Origin of the sequence: Streptomyces sp. NBC_01381 (assembly GCF_026340305.1) — a bacterium.
In the GTDB taxonomy this organism is placed as follows: Bacteria; Actinomycetota; Actinomycetes; order Streptomycetales; family Streptomycetaceae; genus Streptomyces.
Genome location: NZ_JAPEPI010000002.1, coordinates 1,578,195 through 1,597,469, shown reverse-complemented (window position 1 = coordinate 1,597,469; position 19,275 = coordinate 1,578,195). Strand labels below are relative to the sequence as shown.

21 protein-coding genes are annotated in these 19,275 nt (G+C 68.6%); 9 read left to right on the top strand and 12 right to left on the bottom strand.

The window, feature by feature from the left end:
- Positions 1-157 precede the first annotated feature (157 nt).
- Positions 158-1,156: an ornithine carbamoyltransferase gene (argF, locus tag OG453_RS28855; protein ID WP_266871456.1), complete on the bottom strand. Its 999-nt coding sequence runs from the start codon at positions 1,154-1,156 to the stop codon at positions 158-160.
- Between the two features lie 127 nt (positions 1,157-1,283).
- Positions 1,284-2,510, bottom strand: a complete 1,227-nt coding sequence (locus tag OG453_RS28850) for an arginine deiminase (RefSeq protein WP_266871455.1) — start codon at positions 2,508-2,510, stop codon at positions 1,284-1,286.
- A 163-nt stretch (positions 2,511-2,673) separates the two neighbouring features.
- Between OG453_RS28850 and OG453_RS28845 the strand changes: the two genes are divergently transcribed.
- The 4 genes from OG453_RS28845 (at position 2,674) to OG453_RS28830 (ending at position 7,437) form a co-directional block, all read left to right on the top strand.
- Complete coding sequence (locus OG453_RS28845; protein WP_266871454.1) at positions 2,674-3,444, top strand: hypothetical protein; 771 nt, start codon at positions 2,674-2,676, stop codon at positions 3,442-3,444.
- 10 nt (positions 3,445-3,454) lie between these two features.
- Entirely contained in the window at positions 3,455-4,204 is a 750-nt protein-coding gene (gene cseB, locus OG453_RS28840; RefSeq protein WP_266871453.1) for a two-component system response regulator CseB, read from the top strand.
- Positions 4,205-4,206: 2 nt separating this feature from the next.
- Positions 4,207-5,454, top strand: coding sequence for a HAMP domain-containing sensor histidine kinase (locus OG453_RS28835; RefSeq protein WP_266871452.1), 1,248 nt, complete (start codon positions 4,207-4,209; stop codon positions 5,452-5,454).
- Positions 5,455-5,523: 69 nt separating this feature from the next.
- Positions 5,524-7,437, top strand: a complete 1,914-nt coding sequence (locus tag OG453_RS28830) for a transglycosylase domain-containing protein (RefSeq protein ID WP_266871451.1) — start codon at positions 5,524-5,526, stop codon at positions 7,435-7,437.
- Here OG453_RS28830 and OG453_RS28825 read toward each other — a convergent pair.
- The 9 genes from OG453_RS28825 to OG453_RS28785 form a co-directional block, all read right to left on the bottom strand.
- Complete coding sequence (locus OG453_RS28825) at positions 7,344-8,204, bottom strand: M23 family metallopeptidase (RefSeq protein WP_266871450.1); 861 nt, start codon at positions 8,202-8,204, stop codon at positions 7,344-7,346. The genes OG453_RS28830 and OG453_RS28825 overlap by 94 nt on opposite strands.
- 83 nt (positions 8,205-8,287) lie before the next feature.
- Positions 8,288-10,042 carry an ABC transporter ATP-binding protein gene (locus OG453_RS28820; RefSeq protein WP_266871449.1) on the bottom strand — a complete coding sequence of 585 codons (1,755 nt, stop codon included), beginning with the start codon at positions 10,040-10,042 and terminating at the stop codon, positions 8,288-8,290.
- Positions 10,039-10,215 (bottom strand): hypothetical protein, encoded by a 177-nt coding sequence (locus OG453_RS28815; protein ID WP_266871447.1) that lies wholly within the window; start codon positions 10,213-10,215, stop codon positions 10,039-10,041. Before OG453_RS28815 ends, OG453_RS28820 begins: the two co-directional genes overlap by 4 nt.
- Positions 10,216-10,259: 44 nt before the next feature.
- Positions 10,260-11,015 carry a class I SAM-dependent methyltransferase gene (locus tag OG453_RS28810; protein WP_266871446.1) on the bottom strand — a complete coding sequence of 252 codons (756 nt, stop codon included), beginning with the start codon at positions 11,013-11,015 and terminating at the stop codon, positions 10,260-10,262.
- A gap of 49 nt (positions 11,016-11,064) precedes the next feature.
- The gene (locus OG453_RS28805) at positions 11,065-11,886 is read right to left on the bottom strand and encodes a nuclear transport factor 2 family protein (RefSeq protein WP_266871445.1); all 822 of its coding nucleotides are present in this window, start codon (positions 11,884-11,886) and stop codon (positions 11,065-11,067) included.
- 49 nt (positions 11,887-11,935) lie between these two features.
- Positions 11,936-12,517 (bottom strand): hypothetical protein, encoded by a 582-nt coding sequence (locus tag OG453_RS28800; RefSeq protein ID WP_266871444.1) that lies wholly within the window; start codon positions 12,515-12,517, stop codon positions 11,936-11,938.
- On the bottom strand, positions 12,514-14,382 hold the full coding sequence (locus tag OG453_RS28795) for an alpha/beta fold hydrolase (protein ID WP_266871443.1): 1,869 nt from the start codon (positions 14,380-14,382) through the stop codon (positions 12,514-12,516). Before OG453_RS28795 ends, OG453_RS28800 begins: the two co-directional genes overlap by 4 nt.
- Positions 14,383-14,551: 169 nt before the next feature.
- Positions 14,552-14,758 (bottom strand): hypothetical protein, encoded by a 207-nt coding sequence (locus OG453_RS28790; protein WP_266871442.1) that lies wholly within the window; start codon positions 14,756-14,758, stop codon positions 14,552-14,554.
- 42 nt (positions 14,759-14,800) lie between these two features.
- Positions 14,801-14,992: a hypothetical protein gene (locus OG453_RS28785; protein ID WP_266871441.1), complete on the bottom strand. Its 192-nt coding sequence runs from the start codon at positions 14,990-14,992 to the stop codon at positions 14,801-14,803.
- A gap of 633 nt (positions 14,993-15,625) precedes the next feature.
- Between OG453_RS28785 and OG453_RS28780 the strand changes: the two genes are divergently transcribed.
- The 5 genes from OG453_RS28780 (at position 15,626) to OG453_RS28760 (ending at position 19,011) form a co-directional block, all read left to right on the top strand.
- Entirely contained in the window at positions 15,626-15,808 is a 183-nt protein-coding gene (locus tag OG453_RS28780) for a hypothetical protein (RefSeq protein ID WP_266871439.1), read from the top strand.
- Between the two features lie 203 nt (positions 15,809-16,011).
- The gene (locus OG453_RS28775; RefSeq protein WP_266871438.1) at positions 16,012-16,722 is read left to right on the top strand and encodes a hypothetical protein; all 711 of its coding nucleotides are present in this window, start codon (positions 16,012-16,014) and stop codon (positions 16,720-16,722) included.
- A complete protein-coding gene (locus OG453_RS28770; RefSeq protein WP_266871437.1) occupies positions 16,719-17,723 on the top strand; it encodes an alpha/beta fold hydrolase in 1,005 nt (334 codons plus the stop codon). Before OG453_RS28775 ends, OG453_RS28770 begins: the two co-directional genes overlap by 4 nt.
- Positions 17,720-18,277: a hypothetical protein gene (locus OG453_RS28765; RefSeq protein ID WP_266871436.1), complete on the top strand. Its 558-nt coding sequence runs from the start codon at positions 17,720-17,722 to the stop codon at positions 18,275-18,277. The genes OG453_RS28770 and OG453_RS28765 overlap by 4 nt, the downstream gene beginning before the upstream one ends.
- Positions 18,274-19,011 (top strand): class I SAM-dependent methyltransferase, encoded by a 738-nt coding sequence (locus OG453_RS28760; protein ID WP_266871435.1) that lies wholly within the window; start codon positions 18,274-18,276, stop codon positions 19,009-19,011. Before OG453_RS28765 ends, OG453_RS28760 begins: the two co-directional genes overlap by 4 nt.
- A 53-nt stretch (positions 19,012-19,064) precedes the next feature.
- Here OG453_RS28760 and OG453_RS28755 read toward each other — a convergent pair whose 3' ends face one another.
- A complete protein-coding gene (locus OG453_RS28755; RefSeq protein WP_266871434.1) occupies positions 19,065-19,265 on the bottom strand; it encodes an MbtH family protein in 201 nt (66 codons plus the stop codon).
- Positions 19,266-19,275: the final 10 nt, after the last annotated feature.

Genomic DNA, 19,275 nt, shown 5'->3' with positions numbered 1-19,275 from the left:
TGCTGAGCACGGCGAATGGGGTCTCCCCTGCTCGAACGGAGTTGAGAGCTTGGGGAAGGGCCGCGAAAAGTGGGGCCGGGGGATGGTGTTCCCCGGCCCCACTGAAGGAGCGAGTGGAGCTGGTGGTGCTGGTGGAGCTGGTCGTACGAGTGGCGGATCAGGCCAGCGTGGCGACGAGAATCGCCTTGATCGTGTGGAGCCGGTTCTCCGCCTCGTCGAAGACGACGGAGTGCGCCGACTCGAAGACCTCGTCGGTGACCTCGAGAGAGCTTAGACCGTGCCGCTCGTGGATCTCGCGGCCGACCTTCGTGCCCAGGTCGTGGTAGGCGGGCAGGCAGTGCAGGAACTTCACGTCGGCGTTGCCCGTGGCGCGCAGGACGTCCATCGTCACGGCGTACGGAGCCAGGGCCGTTATGCGCTCGTCCCAGACCTCCTTGGGCTCGCCCATGGAGACCCAGACGTCGGTCACGACGAAGTCGGCGCCCGCGACGCCTTCGGCGACGTCCTCGCTGAGCGTGATCCTGGCGCCGCTGGTCTCGGCGAGCCGACGGGCGCGGGCGACGATCTCGTCGGCGGGCCAGTAGGCCTTCGGCGCGACGATGCGTACGTCCATGCCGAGCAGCGCGCCGGTGACGAGGTAGGAGTTGCCCATGTTGAAGCGGGCGTCACCGAGGTAGGCGAAGGCGATCTCGGTGAGGGGCTTGGCGCTGTGCTCGGTCATCGTGAGCACGTCGGCGAGCATCTGGGTGGGGTGCCAGTCGTCGGTCAGACCGTTCCAGACGGGTACGCCCGCGTAGGCGGCGAGCTCCTCGACGGAGTCCTGGCTGTCCCCGCGGTACTCGATGCCGTCGAACATCCGGCCGAGCACCCGGGCGGTGTCCTTGACCGACTCCTTGTGCCCGATCTGGGAGCCCGAGGGGTCGAGGTACGTGGTGGATGCGCCCTGGTCGGCGGCGGCGACCTCGAAGGAACAGCGGGTGCGCGTCGAGGTCTTCTCGAAGATCAGCGCGATGTTCTTGCCGCGCAGATGCTGCGTCTCGGTCCCCGCCTTCTTGGCCGCCTTCAGCTCGGCGGCCAGTTCGATCAGGCCGCGGAACTCCTCGGCGGTGAAGTCCAGCTCCTTGAGGAAGTGGCGGCCGGTGAGGTCGATGGCCATGGGGGCGCTCCAGGGGTACGAGTAAGGGGACTCTGGAAGTCTATACGACGCTCCACATTTCTATACAGGCCGGATTTCCCTGCGGAACAGGCCCGGATGCACTCCGGACCGCCGCCCCGCTCACCCCTCAGTCGACGGGATCCCGCTCCACCGGGCAACTCATGCACCGCGGCCCGCCCCGGCCCCGGCCGAGCTCGCTGCCCCGGATCTCGATGACCTCGATGCCCTCCTTGCGCAGATAGGTGTTCGTGGTCGAGTTCCGCTCGTACGCGACCACGACGCCCGGCTCGACCGCGAGGACGTTGCAGCCGTCGTCCCACTGCTCGCGCTCGGCCGCGTGCACGTCCTGGGTGGCGGTGAGCACCCGGATGGCGCTCAGGCCGAGCGCCGCCGCGATCGCCCGGTGCATGTGCTCGGGCGGATGGTCGGTGACCTTCAGCTCGCGTCCGTCGTCGCCCGGCTCGATGGTGTACGAGCGGAGCATGCCGAGCCCCGCGTACTGCGTGAAGGTGTCGCCGTCGACCATCGTCATCACCGTGTCGAGATGCATGAACGCGCGCCGCTTCGGCATGTCGAGCGCCACGATCGTCTGCGCCGAACCCGCGGCGAACAACTTGTGGGCGAGCATCTCGACGGCCTGCGGGGTGGTGCGCTCGCTCATCCCGATGAGCACCGCGCCCTGGCCGATCACCAGGACGTCGCCGCCCTCGATGGTGGAGGGGTAGTCCGACTGCCCCTGGGACCAGATGTGGAAGTCCTCGGCGCGGAACAGCGGGTGGTACTGGTAGATCGCCTCGAAGTGCACGGTCTCGCGCTGCCTGGCCGGCAGGCGCATCGCGTTGATGGACACACCGTCGTGGATCCAGGCCGAAGTGTCGCGCGTGAAGAGGTGGTTGGGGAGCGGGCCGAGCAGGAAGTCGTCCAGATCCATGCAGTGGAAGCGCACGGACGTCGGCTCCGGATGCCGCTCCAGGAACTCCCGCTTGGTCATCCCGCCGACCAGCGCCTCGACGAGCTCGGCCGAGGGCATCGTCTCGAAAGCGGCCCGCAGATGGTCGGTGGCGAGCGGCCCGTACTCCTTCTCGTCGAAGACGCGGTCGAGGACGAGCAGCCGGGCCGCCGGCACGTCCATGGCCTCGGTCAGCAGGTCACCGAAGAGGTGGACGGTCACATCGCGGTCCCGCAGGACGTCCGCGAATCCGTCGTGTTCCTGGCGGGCTCTGCGGACCCACAGGACGTCGTCGAAGAGCAACGCGTCCTTGTTGGTGGGGGTGAGCCGCTTCAGCTCCAGATCAGGGCGGTGCAGTATCACGCGGCGCAGCCGCCCGGCCTCGGAGTCGACTCGGAAGGTCATGAACTCAGCCTGCCACGCCGGGGCGGCCGGGACACCAGGACCGGCCACACCGCTGCTGGCGGACGCCCGCCCGCAGGTGTGCGTCCGCGGAACTTCCCTGTACCGACGGGGAGTTCCCACTGCCGGTCGGCCCCGCTCGGGCGCCGGTTAGGCTGGCCGGGCCATGCGCCTCTCCTTCCACCCCTTCCCCACGCCGCCACGAGCCCCCGCGCGTACGGTCCGTACGGCACTGGCCGTCGCCGTCTCCGGGGTGGTCGGATGCGCCGCGCTGACCGGGTGCGCCGCGGGGAACGGCGGGGTCGAGGACGGGGGCGTCGCGCCGAGCCTCTCGGCGCCGGTCAGCTCCTCGCCGCTGTGGCCCGACTACACGTCCCCGCCGTCCGAGCGCGATGGCCTGGACCCCGGCCCCACCAAGCCCTACCTCCCCGTCAAGGGAGTGTCGGTGCCCGCGGGAGGCCTGCGGAAGGTACCGCTGGAGGACCTCCTTTCGCACGACCCCAACGTGCCCGGGATGGTGAGCGTCATGCCGAAGGCCTGTCCGGGAGCGAAGTGCGGCATCCGCACCCCCGTCCACCGGGACCTCACCGGGGACGGCGCCGACGAGCTGATCGTGGCCGTCGACGATCCGGGCACCGCGAGCACCGTCGTCGTGGTCTACCGCGCCACCGGCCGCACCGTCCGGCCCATCCTCGTCGCGTACGGCCAGCTGGGGCTCACCGGCGAGACGCTCGGCCGGGACCTCGTGCTGACCTGGGCCGGGGCCTCCGGCGAGTACATCACCCGCTACCGGTGGAACGGCAAGGGGATGGCGCCCCATCTGGAGGGCGACGAGCCCGCCCCCGTGGCCACCCCCAGCGTCGCCCCCGACCCGCAGCGCCCGACCGCCACCCCCAGCGCCACCCCGCCCCGCAGCGTTCCGCGCGACCCGACCTGAGGCCCACGCCATGACGACCCCCCGCCCCCACCCCGCACCGGAGCGGCCCGCACCCCGGCCCGCGGCCGAGGCCCACCTCCTCCTGGTCGAGGACGACGAGGTCATCCGCAACACCGTCCGGATGGTGCTCGAGCGCTACGGCTTCACCGTCTCCACGGCCGCCGACGGCCTGACCGGCCTGGAGATCTTCCGCGAGAGCCGGCCCGATCTGCTCCTCCTCGACGTGATGCTCCCCGAGCTGGACGGCATCGGTCTGTGCCGCCGCGTCCGCGAACTCAGCCTCGCGCCCATCCTGATGATGTCGGCGCGCGGCGACTCCCTCGACGTGATCTCGGGGCTTGAGGCAGGCGCCGACGACTACGTCGTGAAGCCCATCGAGAGCCCCGTGCTGGTCGCCCGGATCCGCTCCCTGCTGCGCCGCTCCTCCTTCAGCCCCGTCACCGCGGGCCTTCCGGAGGCCGCCGACGACCCGGACGTGGTCCTTGCCTTCGGCGAACTGACCATCGACACCAAGGGCATGGAGGTGCGGCGGGCCGGGGAGCCGCTGGCGCTGACCCCGACCGAGCTGCGGATGCTCCTGGAGTTCGCCGCGTCGCCCGGCGTGGTGCTCGAGCGCCAGACCCTGCTCAGCCGGGTGTGGGACCACGCCTGGCACGGCGACACCCGCGTGGTCGACCTGCATGTGCAGCGGCTGCGCGCCAAGATCGGTGCCGAACGGATCGAGACGGTCCGCGGCTTCGGCTACAAGCTGCGGCGCTGACCATGGCGTTGCGCTGGCGGATCATCGCGCTCGTCGCCGCGGCCATCTGCACGGTGGCCGCGGCCGTCGGTGTGCTCGTGCACAACGCGTCCCGTGCGCGGGAGCTGTCCCAGGCCCGCGACGCCGCGAGCACCACCCTCGACAGGGCGGCCGTGACCTACGCCCGCACCGGAGTCGTCCAGGGGTCCGGCGCCGCGCTCGACGCCCGCGACCTGCCCGCGGGACTGCGGCGTCTGGTCCACAAGGGGCGGCAGGGCACCGAGTTCACCGGCGGCCCCGGCGGACCCGCGATGTGGGCGGCCCGCCCGGCGGGCGGCCGGGTGCTCTCCGTACACATCGACATGTCGGCCAACATGCGCAACATCAGCGCCCTGGACACCAACATCGTCCTCGCCGGTCTTGTCGTCACCGCCGTGGTCCTTCCGCTCGGGGTGCTCACCGCGGGGCGGATGAGCCGGCGGCTGCGGATGGCCGCGGGCACCGCGCGCCGGATCGCCGCGGGCGACCTGGACGCCCGGATCGCCGCCAGGCCGCGGCCGCACGACGAGATCGCCGAGATCTCCGGTGCCGTGGACTCGATGGCCTCCGCGCTGCAGGAGCGGCTCCGCGCCGAGCAGCGCTTCACCGCCGACGTCGCGCACGAGCTGCGCACCCCGCTCATGGGCCTGGTCACCGCGGCGGAACTGCTGCCCGACGAGGACGAGGCCGTGGGGTACGTACGGGACCGGATCCGGGTCCTGAGCACCCTCGTCGAGGACCTGTTGGAGATCTCCCGGCTCGACGCGGGCGCGGAGCAGGCCGACCCGTCGCCGTGCCCCGTGGCCCCGCTGGTCGAGGCGGCGATAGCCCGTACGGAACTGCCCGCGCAGGTGCGGGTCGACGCCGCGCCGGAGCGTGCCACGGTCTGGACCGACCCGCGGCGCCTCGAGCGCATCGTGGCCAACCTGCTGGTCAACGCGCACCGCCACGGCCACCCCCCGGTCGAGGTCACCGTGGCCGCGGACGGCAGGACCGTGACCGTACGCGACCACGGCGGCGGCTACCCCGATGAACTCCTCGAGGACGGCCCGCAGCGCTTCCGCACCGGTGTCCGCGAACGCGGCCGCGGCCATGGCCTGGGGCTGACCATCGCCCGTGGCCAGGCCGAAGTGATCGGCGCCGCCCTTGAGTTCGGCAACGCGCCGGACGGCGGAGCCGTCGCCACCCTGCGTCTGCCCGCCGGATCCGAGCCCCGGCCGATACACAGCTGATACAACCCCGCGCGGCAGCCGACACCCCGCTTTGAGCCGTCCAAGATCTTCTCCGCCGAAGATGCGGTCATGCGTATCAGGCAGGCAGAACGAGAGCCACGGGACGCGGAGGAGGCGGAGGAGGCGAAGGAGGCAGAGGAAGCGGCTGGCGAAACCGCCGTCGGCCGTAGGCGCCGGCACGCGACCGTCCGCCCCAAGAGCCGCCTCCGCCGCATCTTCAGCTGGAAGAGAATCCTGACAGCGGCGCTCTCCTTCATCCTGCTCGTCGTGGGCGGCTTCACCGCCCTGTACCTCGCCATCGACGTCCCGCAGGGCAACGCGCAGGCCAAGGCGGAGAGCAACGTCTACCTGTACAGCGACGGCACCCTGCTGGCCCGCACCGGCGACGTCAACCGCGAGTCCGTCCCCATCAACCGGGTGTCGAAGCCCGTCCGGCACGCCTTCGTCGCGGCCGAGAACAAGTCGTTCTACGAGGACTCCGGCATCGACCCGGCCGGGCTCACCCGCGGCCTGCTCAGCACGGTGTCCGGCGAGGGCACCCAGGGCGGCTCGACGATCACCCAGCAGTACGTCAAGAACTACTACCTCAGCCAGGAGCAGACCCTCACCCGCAAGGCGAAGGAGATGGTCATCTCGCTCAAGGTCGACCGGCGCGAGTCCAAGGACGACATCCTCGCCGGATACCTCAACACCAGCTACTTCGGCCGCGTCGCATACGGCATCCAGGCCGCCGCCCGCGCGTACTACGACACGGACGTCTCGGACCTGACCGTCGAGCAGGGGGCGTACCTCGCGGCGCTTCTGCAGGCACCCAGCCAGTACGACTGGGCGGTGGCCGGGCCCACCGCCCGGCAACTGGTCAAGGCCCGCTGGAACTACGTACTGGACAACATGGTCGGCCAGGGCTGGCTCGACAAGGCCGAGCGGAAGGGGATGCGCTTCCCCGTGCCCAGGGAACCCCGGCCCACCCCCGGCCTCGACGGACAGGCGGGCTACTTGGTCGACGTCGCCAACCGCGAACTGGCCGCCACCGGCATCAGCGAGCAGCAGCTCGCGGCGGGCGGCTGGACCATCACCCTGAACATCGACCGGAAGCGGCAACGGGCCCTGCGCACCGCCGTCGACGCGGGCGTGAGCGGCCCCGGCTCCCAGTCCGGCGCGGTGTCGGTCGACCCCAGGGACGGCCGGATCGTCGCGATGTACGGCGGCCGCGACTACACCAAGCACTACCTCAACAACGCCACACGCTCCGACTACCAGACGGGTCCCGCCTTCCTCCCGGTCGTCAACGCGGCCAAAATGGAGGACCTCGAGACAGCGCGTCCCGATGCGCCCGGCGAACACGCCTCCGCCGGGATCGAGAAGACGTCCGTGGACCTCGGCATCGACCCGCACGCCGGCGACTTCGACGACCCCGAGGCGGTCTCCCTCGGCCTGCTCGGCACCAGCCCGCTCGAACTCGCCGAGGTCTACGCGACCCTCGCCCACCACGGCAAGAAGGTCACCCCGTCGATCGTGAAGTCCGCCCAACGCGGCGACGAACGCGCCGACGTGCGCAGCCCGTTGGGCGGCCAGACGGTCTCCCGCACCACCGCCGACACCGTCACCGCCGACCTGCGGACCGACTTCGACGGGCAGTTGGCCCAGGGCCCCGACTCAAACGCCACCGTCATGCAGCCCGTGGCGGGCGTCTCGGGCGCATCCGACGACAGGAAGGCGGCCTGGCACATCGGCTTCACGCCCCAACTGCTCACCGTCGTGGGCCTGTTCGGCGAGAACCCCAAGAGCGGCAAGCAGGCCCGCCTGACCGCGGACGGGGAGAAACGCGCCGGCCAGATCTGGACGGACTACATGAGCCAGGCACTACGGGGTGAGCGTTCTTCGGGACGTCACGTGGAGCGGTCCGGCAGGGGTGAGACAGCGACACAGTGCGTGGCGTCTTCGGGCACACCGGTGTGTTCCACGCCGTCGTCGTCGCGGTAGCGCCATGCGAACGGCACACCTCGTGCCGTCATCACGTCGGGGCCGTCCATGAGCTGGAAGTGCAGGTGAGGCTCGGACGAGTTGCCGGAGTTTCCGCATGCGGCGATCTCCTGGCCCGCCGTCACGCGGTCGCCCGCGGCCACGCGCAGCGAGCCGCGCCGCAGGTGCGCGAAGGCCGCGTGCACGCCGTCGCCGAGGTCCAGGATGATGTAGTTCCCCATGAGGTTGCTCGGCCAGCCGAGGCTGCGGATGAAGCCCTCCAGGTAGAGGAAGAGGAAGGCGGGGAAGGACATGCGCGAGAGATGGTCCCGCTGTCGTCCCGCGGTCGCGACGACGACTCCGTCGGCGGGGGCGAACACCGGCATGCCGTACGTGGGGTAGAGGCGGGGGCTCCGGGCGATTGGCCAGAGCCAGCGGAAGGGCGGGGCCTGCGGCGTGACTTCTTCGCCGCCGTCACCGCTTGCCTCGGGGACGTACTTCAGGTCGATGGCGTACGTCTGCGCATGGCTGTGGGTGTGGCTGGGGACCTTCGTGGCCGGGCCGTTGAGCGCCACCCAGCGCCCGGCGGTGGGGACGCCGAGGAGTATCGGCTCGCGGTCCAGGGGCGGGCGCTGGGCGCGGGTCAGTGTCACGCGCATGGTCTGACCGATGATCAGCAGGGCCACGCCGGTGTACCAGAGCGGGCCGATCCCTTGGGTGTTCACCACAATGCACAAAGCGCCGGCAGCGAACACCAGGCCATAGCGCTTCCACAGCATCACGAGCATGTGCACCTCTTCGCAGGCATGTCAGTTCGGGCGGAGTCCGCATCCTGCCACGGTGGAGCGGCAGGTTCCGGCGAGGTCGGCCGTCATGAGGCTCCGATGGGAGCCAACTGCTGGCTGGCCAGCCGTCGGTAGGTGGCGTCCTCCGTCATCAGCTCCAGGTGGCTGCCGCGGGCCCTCAGCCGGCCGTCCTCGATGACGAGGATGTCGTCTGCGCCTGCGGTGGTGGAGATGCGGTGGGCGATCGTGAGCACTTGGCAGGTGGCGCCGATGGTGGTGAGGGCGGAACGCAAGGCCCTCTCGGAGTCCGAGTCGAGGTTCGACGTGACCTCGTCGAGGAGCAGGACCGCGGGGCGGGTGAGCAGGGCCCGGGCGATGGCCAGACGCTGGCGCTGGCCGCCGGAGAGCCCTGCGCCGCCCTCCCCGAGGCTGGTGTCGAGGCCGTCCGGCAGGGCGGCGACGACGTCGGTGAGGTGGGCCGCCTCCACGGCCTGGGTGATCTCCTCCGCCGTGGCGTCGGGCCGGGCGTAGACGAGGTTCTCGCGGACCGTGCCCCGCATGAGCGGGGAGTCCTGCTCGACCAGGCCGATACGGGAGCGGAGTTCCCGCAGCGGCAGGAGGGAGACGTCCTCGCCCGAGATCCGGATCGCCCCCTTGTCGGGGTCGTAGAAGCGTTCGATCAGCTGGAACAGTGTGGACTTGCCCGCGCCCGACGGTCCGACGATCGCGGTGATGCCGGTGGCGGGGAGCGTGAACGAGACGTCGTCGAGGGCTCGGGGCGCGGTGTCGGAGTAGCTGAAGGTGACGTTCTGGAACTCGACGGCAGCGGTGCCGTCGGCCTTGTCCCGGTCCCGCGCCACTCCACCCCGCTCCCGCGCCACCCCAGGTCCTGCCGGGGCCTCGACGGTCTCCTGGTCGACGGTGGCGAGGTCGTTGACACGGTCGATGGCGGCCCGGCCCTGCTGGAACTCCCCCAGCGACATGAAGAGCGTCACCAGCGGTGAGACGAGATAGAAGAGGTACATGATGAACGAGGTGAGGTCCGCGGCAGGGAGGGATCCCGTGGCGGTGCGGGCCATGCCCCAGGTGATCACCACCGCGAGGGACACCTGGGTGCCCACGTTCATCGCGGGCATCAGCATCGCCGACAGCCGGGTCACCCGGATTCCGCTGCCGCGTGCGGCGTCGGCGAGCGTGTCGATCCGCTCGGCTTCACGGCCCTCGGCGCCGGAGGCCTTGACCGTGGTGAGCGCGCCGAGGACCCGCAGGAGTCCGGAGCCGTAGTCGCTGGTGTCCTCGCGGTTCTGGACCGCCGCCTTGCGGACCGCTCTGGCCAGGAACAGCGCGAGGGTGGACGCGGCGCCGAGACAGCCCGCGGTGACCAGGAGCAGACGCCAGTCGATCCAGGCCATGACGGCGATGCAGCCGACGGTGGTGAAGCCTGCCGTGATCATCTGGGCGACGGACGAGGACAGGGCGATCCGGGCGAGCGAGGTGTCGGAGACGGTACGGGTGAACACGTCACCGTGCTCGAGCCTGTTGAAGGCCCGTATCCGGGAGTGGAGCAAGCGTCCTGTCAGGGTGGAGCGCATGTCGAGGACGATGTTCTCGCCCGCCCGGCCGATGAGGTAGAAGTGCGTGGCGGCGAGCACCGCGTCCGCGACGAACAGGGCGGCGATGGACACGATCGGCCAGGTCACCGACTTGTCCAGGGAGACGGCTTCGATCAGGTCGCCGATGAGGAGCGGCTGCACGAGGGTCGCGGCGGTACCGCCCAGACCGAGGAGGATGCCGACGGCGAGCAGTACCCGATGACGTCGGACGATCGCGGAGAAGTTCACGACGCGCCCTGCCCGACGGAGATGGCCATGATCATTGCGATGCTCGCGGCGAAGACGATGCCCAGGGCCATCGCCCGTCTGGTGAACCGTCCGTTCTCCCGGAACACCGCGGACATGCTCGGCGCGGCGAAGACGAACGTGACCGCGAACCACATCGCACGGCTTGTTGTCATCACTGGGTTCCTCCCTTGTACTGCTCGCTCACACCGGCGGTGGCTCAGGCGCTCTTGGTGTACGTGGTCAGGAACATCGGGTACTGCTCGGTGTACGGGGAGAGGTGCCAGTCGGCATAGCGGCCTTCGGGGGTGAGGCCGGCTGCCGTGGCGTATCCGTCGACCTCGTCGGGGGTCGTGAGGCGCGCCAGTTCACTGCCCACTCGGGTGCTGCCGTCGGACTCGTACCAGATGTGGGAGCACTGCCATATCTCGGGGGTGAGCGTGGAGTGGGTCTGCAGCCCCGTTCCCGGCTCCGGGTAGGGCGTGAACAGGGTGGTGCGCGGCTGGCCGTCGTGGAGCGCCTCCACCGCGGGCCGGTTGCCCGTCTCCACCACCAACCGGCCACCAGGGGCCAGCAGTTCAGCGGCGCGGCGCACCGTCTCCTGCTGGTCCTCGGGGCTGAGCACCATCGACAGCGTTCCGCACACCACATAGACCAGGCCGTAGGTGCGGGTGTCGGTGTACGTGCGGATGTCCGCGTGCACGGAGACGACGTTCTCGCTCCCCGGGGCGTCGGCCAGTTGGGCGAGCATTTCCGGGGACGAGTCGACTCCGGTCACCTGTCCGGTCTTCTGGGAGAGCGGGACGGCGATGCGTCCGGTGCCGACCCCGAACTCGATGGTGCCGGCGTCGGGGTCGGGGTGGAGTCGTGCCAGGGCATCCGCGATGACCTGGGCGTCGGTGCCTCTGGGAAAGATCCGGTCGTACCACTTCGCGAACTGTGCGCCGTAGCCGATGTCTTCAACTGTGCTGGTCATTACGGGGTGTTCACTTCCCTTTGGCGGTGTCCGGGGGGCCTGTCGCGGGTCAGGTGGGCCAGTAGCCGCTCCTGGTCTGCATCACGGAGCGGAGGAGGCGGACGCGTCCGTCGTCGGCGAACTCGCCGAAGGTGAAGACCTCCATCTCGCCCGCCCGGCGTCCGTTCCCCGAGGGCACCATGGAGTAGCGGGCGGCGAAGCGGTTGCCCTGGGCGAGCGCCGCGTGGACGTCCAGGGTGTAGTCGGGGCCCTTGTCGCGGGCCCCGGCGAGGGACTGCAGGGCCGCGGGGCGCTGCATCGACGTGCCGTTGATGTACTGGACGGAGTCGGGGGTGTGGAACCGGTCGAAGGCCTCTTCAAGGGGCACGCCCGGGTCGTTGGCCAGCTCCGCGAAGGTCGTGAGGTAGGCCGCGGGGTCCGCCGGCGCACCGTTCGGTGTGCCGGCGGATGCCGCGTCGCTGTCCCAGGTCTCGGTGTCGGAGCTGCCCCATCCGTAGGTCGACCGCGCGGTGGTGACGGTGGACGCGACGCGTCCGTCGTCGGCGAGGTCGGCGAAGATCACCACTTCGGTGTTGTGCCTTACCTGCATCACCAGGGGCTTGCTGATGGTGTAGCGGGCGGCGGCGCGGGTGCCGTCCACCACCGCCTCGTGGATCCACAGCTCGTACGGCGTCTGGTCCGCCCGCCACTGCGAAAGGTTCTTCAGCGTGGCGTCCCGGTCGAGCTGCTTCCGGTTGACCACATGGGTGGCGTCCGGGACGTGGTAGCGGTCCCAGACGTCCTCGAGGCTCTGCGCGGAGGCGAATGCGTCGGCGGTGTAGGTGCGGAGATAGCCGACGAAGTCGTCGGCGGGGATCGGGGCGGTGGTCATGGTGCGTACTCCAACGCTCTGTCGGTGGGGCGGTGTTTCTCGGTGGTGCTCAGGCCGCGGCGAGGTGCGGGCCGACGCGGTGCATCGGGGTGTACGGGGAGATGAACAAGGGCTCCGGGTCCTCGCTGGTGTCGTGCCCCGCGGCTCGTACGACCGCGAACTGGAAGCCCTTGACGTTCGTGTCGCCCTGCTGGTCGCGGATCGTCTTGCGGATGAACTCGGCGAGGACCCGGTAGGAGGAGGTCTTCTGCACCTCCGTCGCACCGGCCTGGGTGGCCTGCTGGAGGATGGCGGTGCACAGGTCGAACACCGACTTCTCCGGGCGGCGGGTGGCGAACCAGAACGCCTGGTACATCTTCCGGGGTTCGATCATGTCGATCTCGCTCCACTCGGACGTCCCGCCCGTGTGGTCGAGGGTTCGATAGACGTAGTGGAAGTCATGGGTCGCCGGGTTCGGGGCGAAGAACTTCCAGTTCGGCACGAAGGAGAAGAGGTCCTTGGCGCGGACCCGGTCGAACGCCGGGTGCGGGTGCTGCGCGGCGATGGTCGCCACCAGCATCCCCGCGCCCACGACGCGAGCCAGGGAACCGGGACCGGTGAACGTGTCCTTGAGCAGGGTTGTCGGGTTCACCTCTGTGCTCCTTGCTCGTCGACGACGGACTCGCTGTCCGGGTCGCCCGTGCTGTCCTTCATGAAGTCGGTCATGTGCTGCACCGTCTTGTGGGCGAAAAGCGCGTTGGTCAACAGGGAGTCGTGGTCGGCCCCTTCGACGACCTTGACCTCGCCGCGCCGGTGCACCCGGGCCAGTTCGTTGTACATCAGAAGCTGCTCGGGGTCCTGATCGACGGTCTGCTGCGCGGCGATGATCAGCGCGGGCGCCGCCACCTGCGGCATGTCGCCGTCGAAGGACCTGAAGTCCTTCTCGACCGCCGCCCATTCACGCCGGCCGGCCTTCCAGAGCCGGGCGTCGGTGTACTGGGCGAACACCTTGTCCCGGTAGTTCGCCGGGAGCCTGTCGAGCCACCCGGGGCGGCTCATCAGGATGCCGGTGCCCAGCGAGAGGTAGCGGGCGGCGTGCGTGATGTTGTCGTTGAGGTCCTTCGCACCGTCGCTCTGGCGCTCGGAGCGCTGCAGCTCGGCGGGGTGGGACGGGTCGAGGTAGACGAGTCCTGCGACCCGGTCCGGGATCCGGGCCGAGACCCGGCGGATCAGCTCTCCGCCCAGGGAGTGGCCGACCAGGACCGCCTTGCGGTGCGCGGGCACCGTGGCACGGATCAGATCCTCCAGGTCGTCGACCGACTCGTCCAGGACGAAGGGCGCGTTGGTGCGGCGGAGGCTGCCCGCGTACCCGGCTCGCGCGTACGAGACGACCGCGCTGTCCGAGTCGTTCACGAACCGCTCGGTGATCCAGGCGAAGTGCTCGGACGTCGAGGTGAGCCCGGCGCAGAAGACGAGGACCGGAGCGTCCGTCTCGTCGTCCCGACCGCCCGTCTCGTACATGAGCTCGTTGCCGTGCCGGGTGATGAACTTCCGTGACGTGGGCCAGCCTTCGCGGACCACGGCGCGGCGCTGGGCGGCTGTCGCGGCGGCCACCGCGACGCCTCCGGCGAGCAGCAGGGCCGCGGCCTTCACCGCGCGGTCGTCGCGTCCCGCCACCAGCGGGTGCGTCTTGGGGGCCGTGGTGTAGGCGACCATGGGGTGCATGGCCGGGAAGGCCGTCATGAAGCGCCCGAGTCCCATGACGAAGCCGTTGGCGACGTGGAAACTTCCGGCTGCCGCGATCATCGGGCGGGTCAGCTTGCCACCGGCGAGGTGGACGACCGGGAAGAGGCATTCCATCGCGAGCACGCTGTGCTGCACGTACTTCGCGGTCTTCGGGTAGCGCTGGGTGAGGCGGTAGGCGCTCTCGAACCCATAGGTGCGGGTGCGCATCACTCCGGGAAGTGCCGATCCGTCACGCCACTTCTCACCAAGGAGCTTGACCCAGCCGGAGGCCGCGTAGGACAGGCTCGCCTGCATCGCCACGTACCAGAGGAATGCGTCCTTGGTCTGTGAACTCTTCGAGAGGCGCGCGAGGCCGGTGGCGGTCTGCACCAGGTTCGCCACCTGGTCCGAACCGTCCGTGCCGTAGCGGTGGCGCGTCTGCAGAACAGAGGTGGAAGCGGTGAGGAAGAGACTTCCGGCCCCGCGCCATCTGCTGTTGCCGGGAAAAAGAAGTCCGACGCTCACGGCTGCCCGGGCGGAGTGAATCGCCACCGTGGCCTTCTTGCCGCTGACAGCCTCGGTGATCTTACGAATGGCCAGGTTTTTGGTCTCCGGGGATTCCTTCATGATTTCCCAGTCATTGAGACCACCGGGATCCAGCTGCTTGTGCTGGTGCAGATATTCAAGAGAGGAGGAGAGGGTGGTGAGCGCGGAGAGTCGCTCAGATAAACCCAGGGCGCGGTCCCGGGATATTGGCACCGGAGAGAAAAGCGACGAGACAAGCTTCTTCATTCGTCTCACAGGATATTCCTCACGACTGAACCATGGGTGAGCTAATATGTGAAAGCTGTCGGGCCGCGATTGCGGCGCGGCCCGACAGCTCGCCTCGTGCTCGCAGATGTCACTCTCCGAGCGGCTTCAGAAGCCCACACTCATGTACAAGGGCTGCTGACGGTGTTCTTTACTTGCCGCCGGCGCCGGCGGCACGGCCGAGCTCGTAGGCGCCCACTATGGTCGCGCCGGCCGCGAGGCCGCCGCCCGCGTACGGGCAGGTGACCAGAACGGCCGGGGTGAAGGCGACAGGCATGGTGCGGGTGATCCGGTCCTGCTCGCCCTCGGTCAGGGTCGGCTCCGTGATCGAACGCACGCTGTCGATGATGAGAGTCATTCTGATCTCCTTTTCGAAGATGCTCGGAAAGCCTGGCGGCCTTTAGTTGACGACGCGGCCGGCGACGTACGCACCCACCGGGACGGTGAAGGCGACAATGCCTGCCGTGATCTTGACGGTGACCGGCACTGCCACGGCCGGGGTGGCCATGACGGGAACGCCGTCGGTGTTCGTCAGACCGTCCTCAAGGGAGCCCAGCTCCTGCTGGTTCATAAAGGCAGCAATGTTGCCCATGATCCATTCCTCACTGTTGATTCCAATCGAGGCGTCGGGGAGGAGATTTCCGCATGGAACACCGTCCATGAATTTCTCACTCGACAGCTGCTCGCCAGCGATCGATCAACTCCCCCATGCAGGCACCACTATAGAAAGATTGCGAAGCTTGAAATCAAGCCCATTCAGTGTGACGTGCATCACATACTGAAAAGCCCTTGGCGTGAAGCTAACGATGACATTAGTCATGCTTTACGCGTTGACCAGTGAGAACAAAGGCCGGAGGGCGCTGAATTCCGGTCCGCCCTGGTGGCTCAAACCGGCCGACCGGTATTCAGCCCCTGCGGGCGACGCCCGGCCGACTGAACCCCTGGTGGCCCACCCGCCCTACCGCCAACCGCGCCTGGTCACCACCGGTCTGCTTCTGGTCGCATCGAGCAACCGGGAGGCACTTTCCGGCCAACCTGGGTTCGCCGACGTCGGAGTGAAAGCGTGGTGACGTGCGCGACTCCCACTTGAATGTGACAAACGTAAGTGTCGGAAAACAGGTGAGGGAGCCCTCCGCGGCAGAAAGAAGCCAAGAAGACCTTGCTCCCCGCGTATGAGCTGTGCCTAAAGTGACGGCATTCATCGATCCGTAACAACGATTCACGAATGGATGGAGAGATCATGCTGCTCGAAAAGGTAAACCAGGACCCTTCACTGGCCGGCTTCCTTGCCGCGAATGACCCGGAGGTGACAGCTGAGCCGGTCATGGCCACCTTCACGATTGTCGCCGTTCCGGGCTGTGCGGCGGCCGCCGCCGTCGTGTACACGGTCACCAAGAACATCTGGTAATTCAGATTCCGTGACGTCCTTGCCGATCGAAATGATCGGCAAGGACGTCCCGCTGCCCAGCAATAGGGATAGAGAGCATGCTGTCATGTGTCCGGAAAGTCGCGGAATCCGTGCGTGCCCGGCCCCTCTCCACCGCCGAGCGAATCTCCGCCACCACTCATCTCCTTTCGAGCCTTGAGTACTTGGTACGTAAGAGTGACCGAATGCCGGGCGGGCTCAACGACTGGACCCGGCTGCGAGACCAGGTTCCTGCCAAGAGCAGATTCACGCAGGCGGCCAGGGATTTACTCGCCCGTGAGACCGTCACACAGGCAATCCATGGATCACGGGCCCTGGCGGCAGCGGTGCTCATTTCCCCGGTACGGAACAACAAAGTGCGGATGGCAGCCGACGCATATCTCGCAGGCAGCCAGATCCTTGTCTACCATCGGCATTTGTTCGGCACCGACGGGTCCGACCAGGTTTCCTTCCTTGTGCAAGCGGCAGCTGCTCTCGGCAGGGCCGGGGGCACCGAGTCGAGCCGCACGGCCGCGGTCCATTTCATCGGCGCCCAGACCGTGCTGTCGTACGGGGCATCTGGGTGGGCCAAGCTCCCCGGCGACACCTGGCGTTCCGGTGAAGCGCTGACAAAGATCATGCGCACCCAGACGTACGGCGACGAATGGTTCTTCAAGAATCTTGAGAAGCATCCGATAGCAGCCCGCGCGCTCTGTCACACCGTGCTCGCCATCGAATGCGGATTTCCGCTGCTGCTGCTCAAGAAGGGCAGGTTCATCGATGCCGGTTTGGTCGTGATGGGCGGCTTCCACCTGGCCAATGCCCGGCTGATGGGCCTGTCCCGATTCGCGTTGGCGTTCTCTTCCACCTATCCGGCCGTACGCGCGTTGGCCAAGGGGACGGGGGAAACGGAGTGATCCCCGGAATCGGCTCGCTGTCGTTCCCGAAGCTGACCGGCGCCGGCCTTGCCGCGTGTCTCGCCACCGGGCTCGTGCACCAGGGTTACGCGACCGTCGCGACCTGGCGCGGCCACAGCGGGTTCGAGCGCCACAGCACGCGCTGCGGGAGCGGGAACGTCATCACGTACCACCTGCGGCGCGGCGCACCGGACGGCCCTGTGCTGGTCTGCGACGCGGGACTGATGAGCACGTCCACGGCGTGGCTGCTCGTCGCCGACCACCTGGACCCGGCGGTCACCGTCGTGCTGTACGACCGGGCCGGCTACCGCAGTTCCCTGCGGCGCTGCCCTGATGCGTACTCGCTGAGCGAGTCCGTGAACGACCTGGTGGACGTGGTCACCGTCGCGCTCGGCGGCCGGCGCACCTGCGTGCTGGCCGGGCACTCCCTCGGGGGCTACCTCGTCCACCGCGCCGCGGCGGCAGCTCCCGAGCTGGTGGAGGGGGTGATCCTGGTGGACCCCACGCACCCGCGCGAGCTGCTGCACTCCCCGAGGCAGCGCGAGGGGGCCCGGGCGGCGGACATGACGATAAAGCTGGGGCCGTGGACGACCCTCTTCGGCGGCGGCCTGCTCCTGGACAAGAAGGAGATGTTCGCCTTCGCTCGGGGAACCGCCCACCATCGGGCGCTGCGCCTCGAAGTCTCGGCCTCCGCCACCTGGCGCGCGGCGCGGCGGGAGTGGGGCCACTCCTATGCGTTCATGATCGACGGCGGCAGGCCGCTGGACCGGCTGGAAATTCCTGTTTCCGTTATAGCGGCCGAGCTGACGCTGCGGAACAGCCCCGAGCATCGCGAACTGCTCGATGAGTACGTCTCTTCCGGCACCCGGGGCGAGGTGACCACCATTCCGGACGCGACACATTTCTCCGTCGTCAGTGGGACGGGAACCGCCGCGCTCACGGCCAAGGCCATCGAGGGAATGCTGGGCGACGGCCGGCAGGAACAGCGGGAGGCGGCATGAGAAGGGCAACGGGAGCGGCGGCGGATGTCCTGGAGCGGGCCGTTCCGGTGGTCCTCGCGGGCTGGTTCATCGCATCGGTACTGGCCCAGCACCCCGACCGCAGTTACGACAGGATCCGGAAGGCGGACAAGACGGGGTCCGGTATCGCCATCCCGAACTGGCGCTTCTTCGCTCCGAATCCGTCCGTGGAGGACCAGCACTTCCTCTACCGGCTCGCGAACGAGGACAAGTCGGAGCACACGGAATGGCGGGAGGTGTACTCCATCAGTCCGCGCAAGATGATCCACACGTTCTGGTTCCCCGGCCGCCGTTTCGAGAAGGCCATCTTCGATGTGACGTCAACGCTGTTGCACAACCCGGGAGCGACGACGCCGCAGGGCGAGGCGTCCAAGAAGGCCACCCGTCGGCTCATCAACGAATTCGTCCGGCACCGCATCGCACCGGAGCCCGGATTCCCGTACTTCCAGGTGCTGTTGGTGCGTTACTCGGGCTACGACCACAGTGAAGACCCCAAGTACGACATGGTGTTCGGCTATGAGTCGGTGAACCCATGACCTCGAGTGTCCAGTACGGGGACGCGGTGGCGTCCGTGTATGACTCGCTGATCTCGTCGGCCGTGGACATCGGCCCGTCGGTGGAGCGGCTTCGGCCGTACGTCGCAGGTTCTCGGGTGCTCGAGATCGGTGTGGGCACCGGTCGTATCGCGATTCCCGTGGCAGCGATCGCCGCGGAGGTGGTCGGGGTCGACAACTCCGACCCGATGCTGAGCATTTTCCGCGCGAAGGGCGTTCCGGGGAACGTAACGCTGGTCGAGGCGGATTTCCGGAATGAGCTGCCGGTGAACGGGGCCTTCGACGCGGCCTATTCCACGCTGGGCTCGCTGGCCTGTGTGCGCTCGCGCGAGGAACTCGTGGGTGCTCTGTCCCACGTACGCGATGTACTGAAGCCGGGAGGTTCGCTCTCGTTCGAGTACTACGCCAAGCAGGCCTACGAGCCGCTTCTCCAGCAGCAGAGTGTGACGTTTCCCGACACGCGCGGGGGTGGTCTTGTCACCGTCACCGCCACGGTCGACGAGGGGGATCTCCTCACCCTGGGAACTCGCATCGAGGCGAACGAGGAGATCGCGGAGAACACAGTGCCGGCGGTGGAGTTCAGTGAGCGGGTTCTCCTCATCGGGCACGAAGAAGTCGAATCCTGTGTGGCCGCGGCCGGATTCGCGGTGGAGGGCGTGGATCTCGGCGGGGGCCTGGGCCCCTACGACTGGTACACGGTCCGCAGCACCGAATAGCGGCGAGCAGCGGGGCGAGAGGGGCCGGCACTGAAGTGCCGGCCCCTCTCGTTCTATTGGCGCGCCGCCCTCGGCCGCATGTCCGTCCAGTGCTCGTCGACGTACGCGAGGGCCGACTGCCGGTTCGCGTCGCTGAGCACAGCCCGCCAGCCCGCGGGCACCGGGCTGAACGAGGGCCACAGGCTGTGCTGCCCGTCCTCATTGACCAGGACATGGAAGACGCCTTCGGCATCGTCGAAGGGGTTGGTGGTCATGGTGGTCGGT

Bases quoted from the DNA above. Each gene is read 5' to 3' on its own strand.
- argF (WP_266871456.1), bottom strand. From the start codon at position 1,156: ATGGCCATCGACCTCACCGGCCGCCACTTCCTCAAGGAGCTGGACTTC.
- OG453_RS28850 (WP_266871455.1), bottom strand. From the start codon at position 2,510: ATGACCTTCCGAGTCGACTCCGAGGCCGGGCGGCTGCGCCGCGTGATA.
- OG453_RS28845 (WP_266871454.1), top strand. From the start codon at position 2,674: ATGCGCCTCTCCTTCCACCCCTTCCCCACGCCGCCACGAGCCCCCGCG.
- cseB (WP_266871453.1), top strand. From the start codon at position 3,455: ATGACGACCCCCCGCCCCCACCCCGCACCGGAGCGGCCCGCACCCCGG.
- OG453_RS28835 (WP_266871452.1), top strand. From the start codon at position 4,207: ATGGCGTTGCGCTGGCGGATCATCGCGCTCGTCGCCGCGGCCATCTGC.
- OG453_RS28830 (WP_266871451.1), top strand. From the start codon at position 5,524: ATGCGTATCAGGCAGGCAGAACGAGAGCCACGGGACGCGGAGGAGGCG.
- OG453_RS28825 (WP_266871450.1), bottom strand. From the start codon at position 8,204: ATGCTCGTGATGCTGTGGAAGCGCTATGGCCTGGTGTTCGCTGCCGGC.
- OG453_RS28815 (WP_266871447.1), bottom strand. From the start codon at position 10,215: ATGACAACAAGCCGTGCGATGTGGTTCGCGGTCACGTTCGTCTTCGCC.
- OG453_RS28810 (WP_266871446.1), bottom strand. From the start codon at position 11,015: ATGACCAGCACAGTTGAAGACATCGGCTACGGCGCACAGTTCGCGAAG.
- OG453_RS28805 (WP_266871445.1), bottom strand. From the start codon at position 11,886: ATGACCACCGCCCCGATCCCCGCCGACGACTTCGTCGGCTATCTCCGC.
- OG453_RS28795 (WP_266871443.1), bottom strand. From the start codon at position 14,382: ATGAAGAAGCTTGTCTCGTCGCTTTTCTCTCCGGTGCCAATATCCCGG.
- OG453_RS28790 (WP_266871442.1), bottom strand. From the start codon at position 14,758: ATGACTCTCATCATCGACAGCGTGCGTTCGATCACGGAGCCGACCCTG.
- OG453_RS28785 (WP_266871441.1), bottom strand. From the start codon at position 14,992: ATGGGCAACATTGCTGCCTTTATGAACCAGCAGGAGCTGGGCTCCCTT.
- OG453_RS28780 (WP_266871439.1), top strand. From the start codon at position 15,626: ATGGATGGAGAGATCATGCTGCTCGAAAAGGTAAACCAGGACCCTTCA.
- OG453_RS28775 (WP_266871438.1), top strand. From the start codon at position 16,012: ATGCCGGGCGGGCTCAACGACTGGACCCGGCTGCGAGACCAGGTTCCT.
- OG453_RS28765 (WP_266871436.1), top strand. From the start codon at position 17,720: ATGAGAAGGGCAACGGGAGCGGCGGCGGATGTCCTGGAGCGGGCCGTT.
- OG453_RS28760 (WP_266871435.1), top strand. From the start codon at position 18,274: ATGACCTCGAGTGTCCAGTACGGGGACGCGGTGGCGTCCGTGTATGAC.
- OG453_RS28755 (WP_266871434.1), bottom strand. From the start codon at position 19,265: ATGACCACCAACCCCTTCGACGATGCCGAAGGCGTCTTCCATGTCCTG.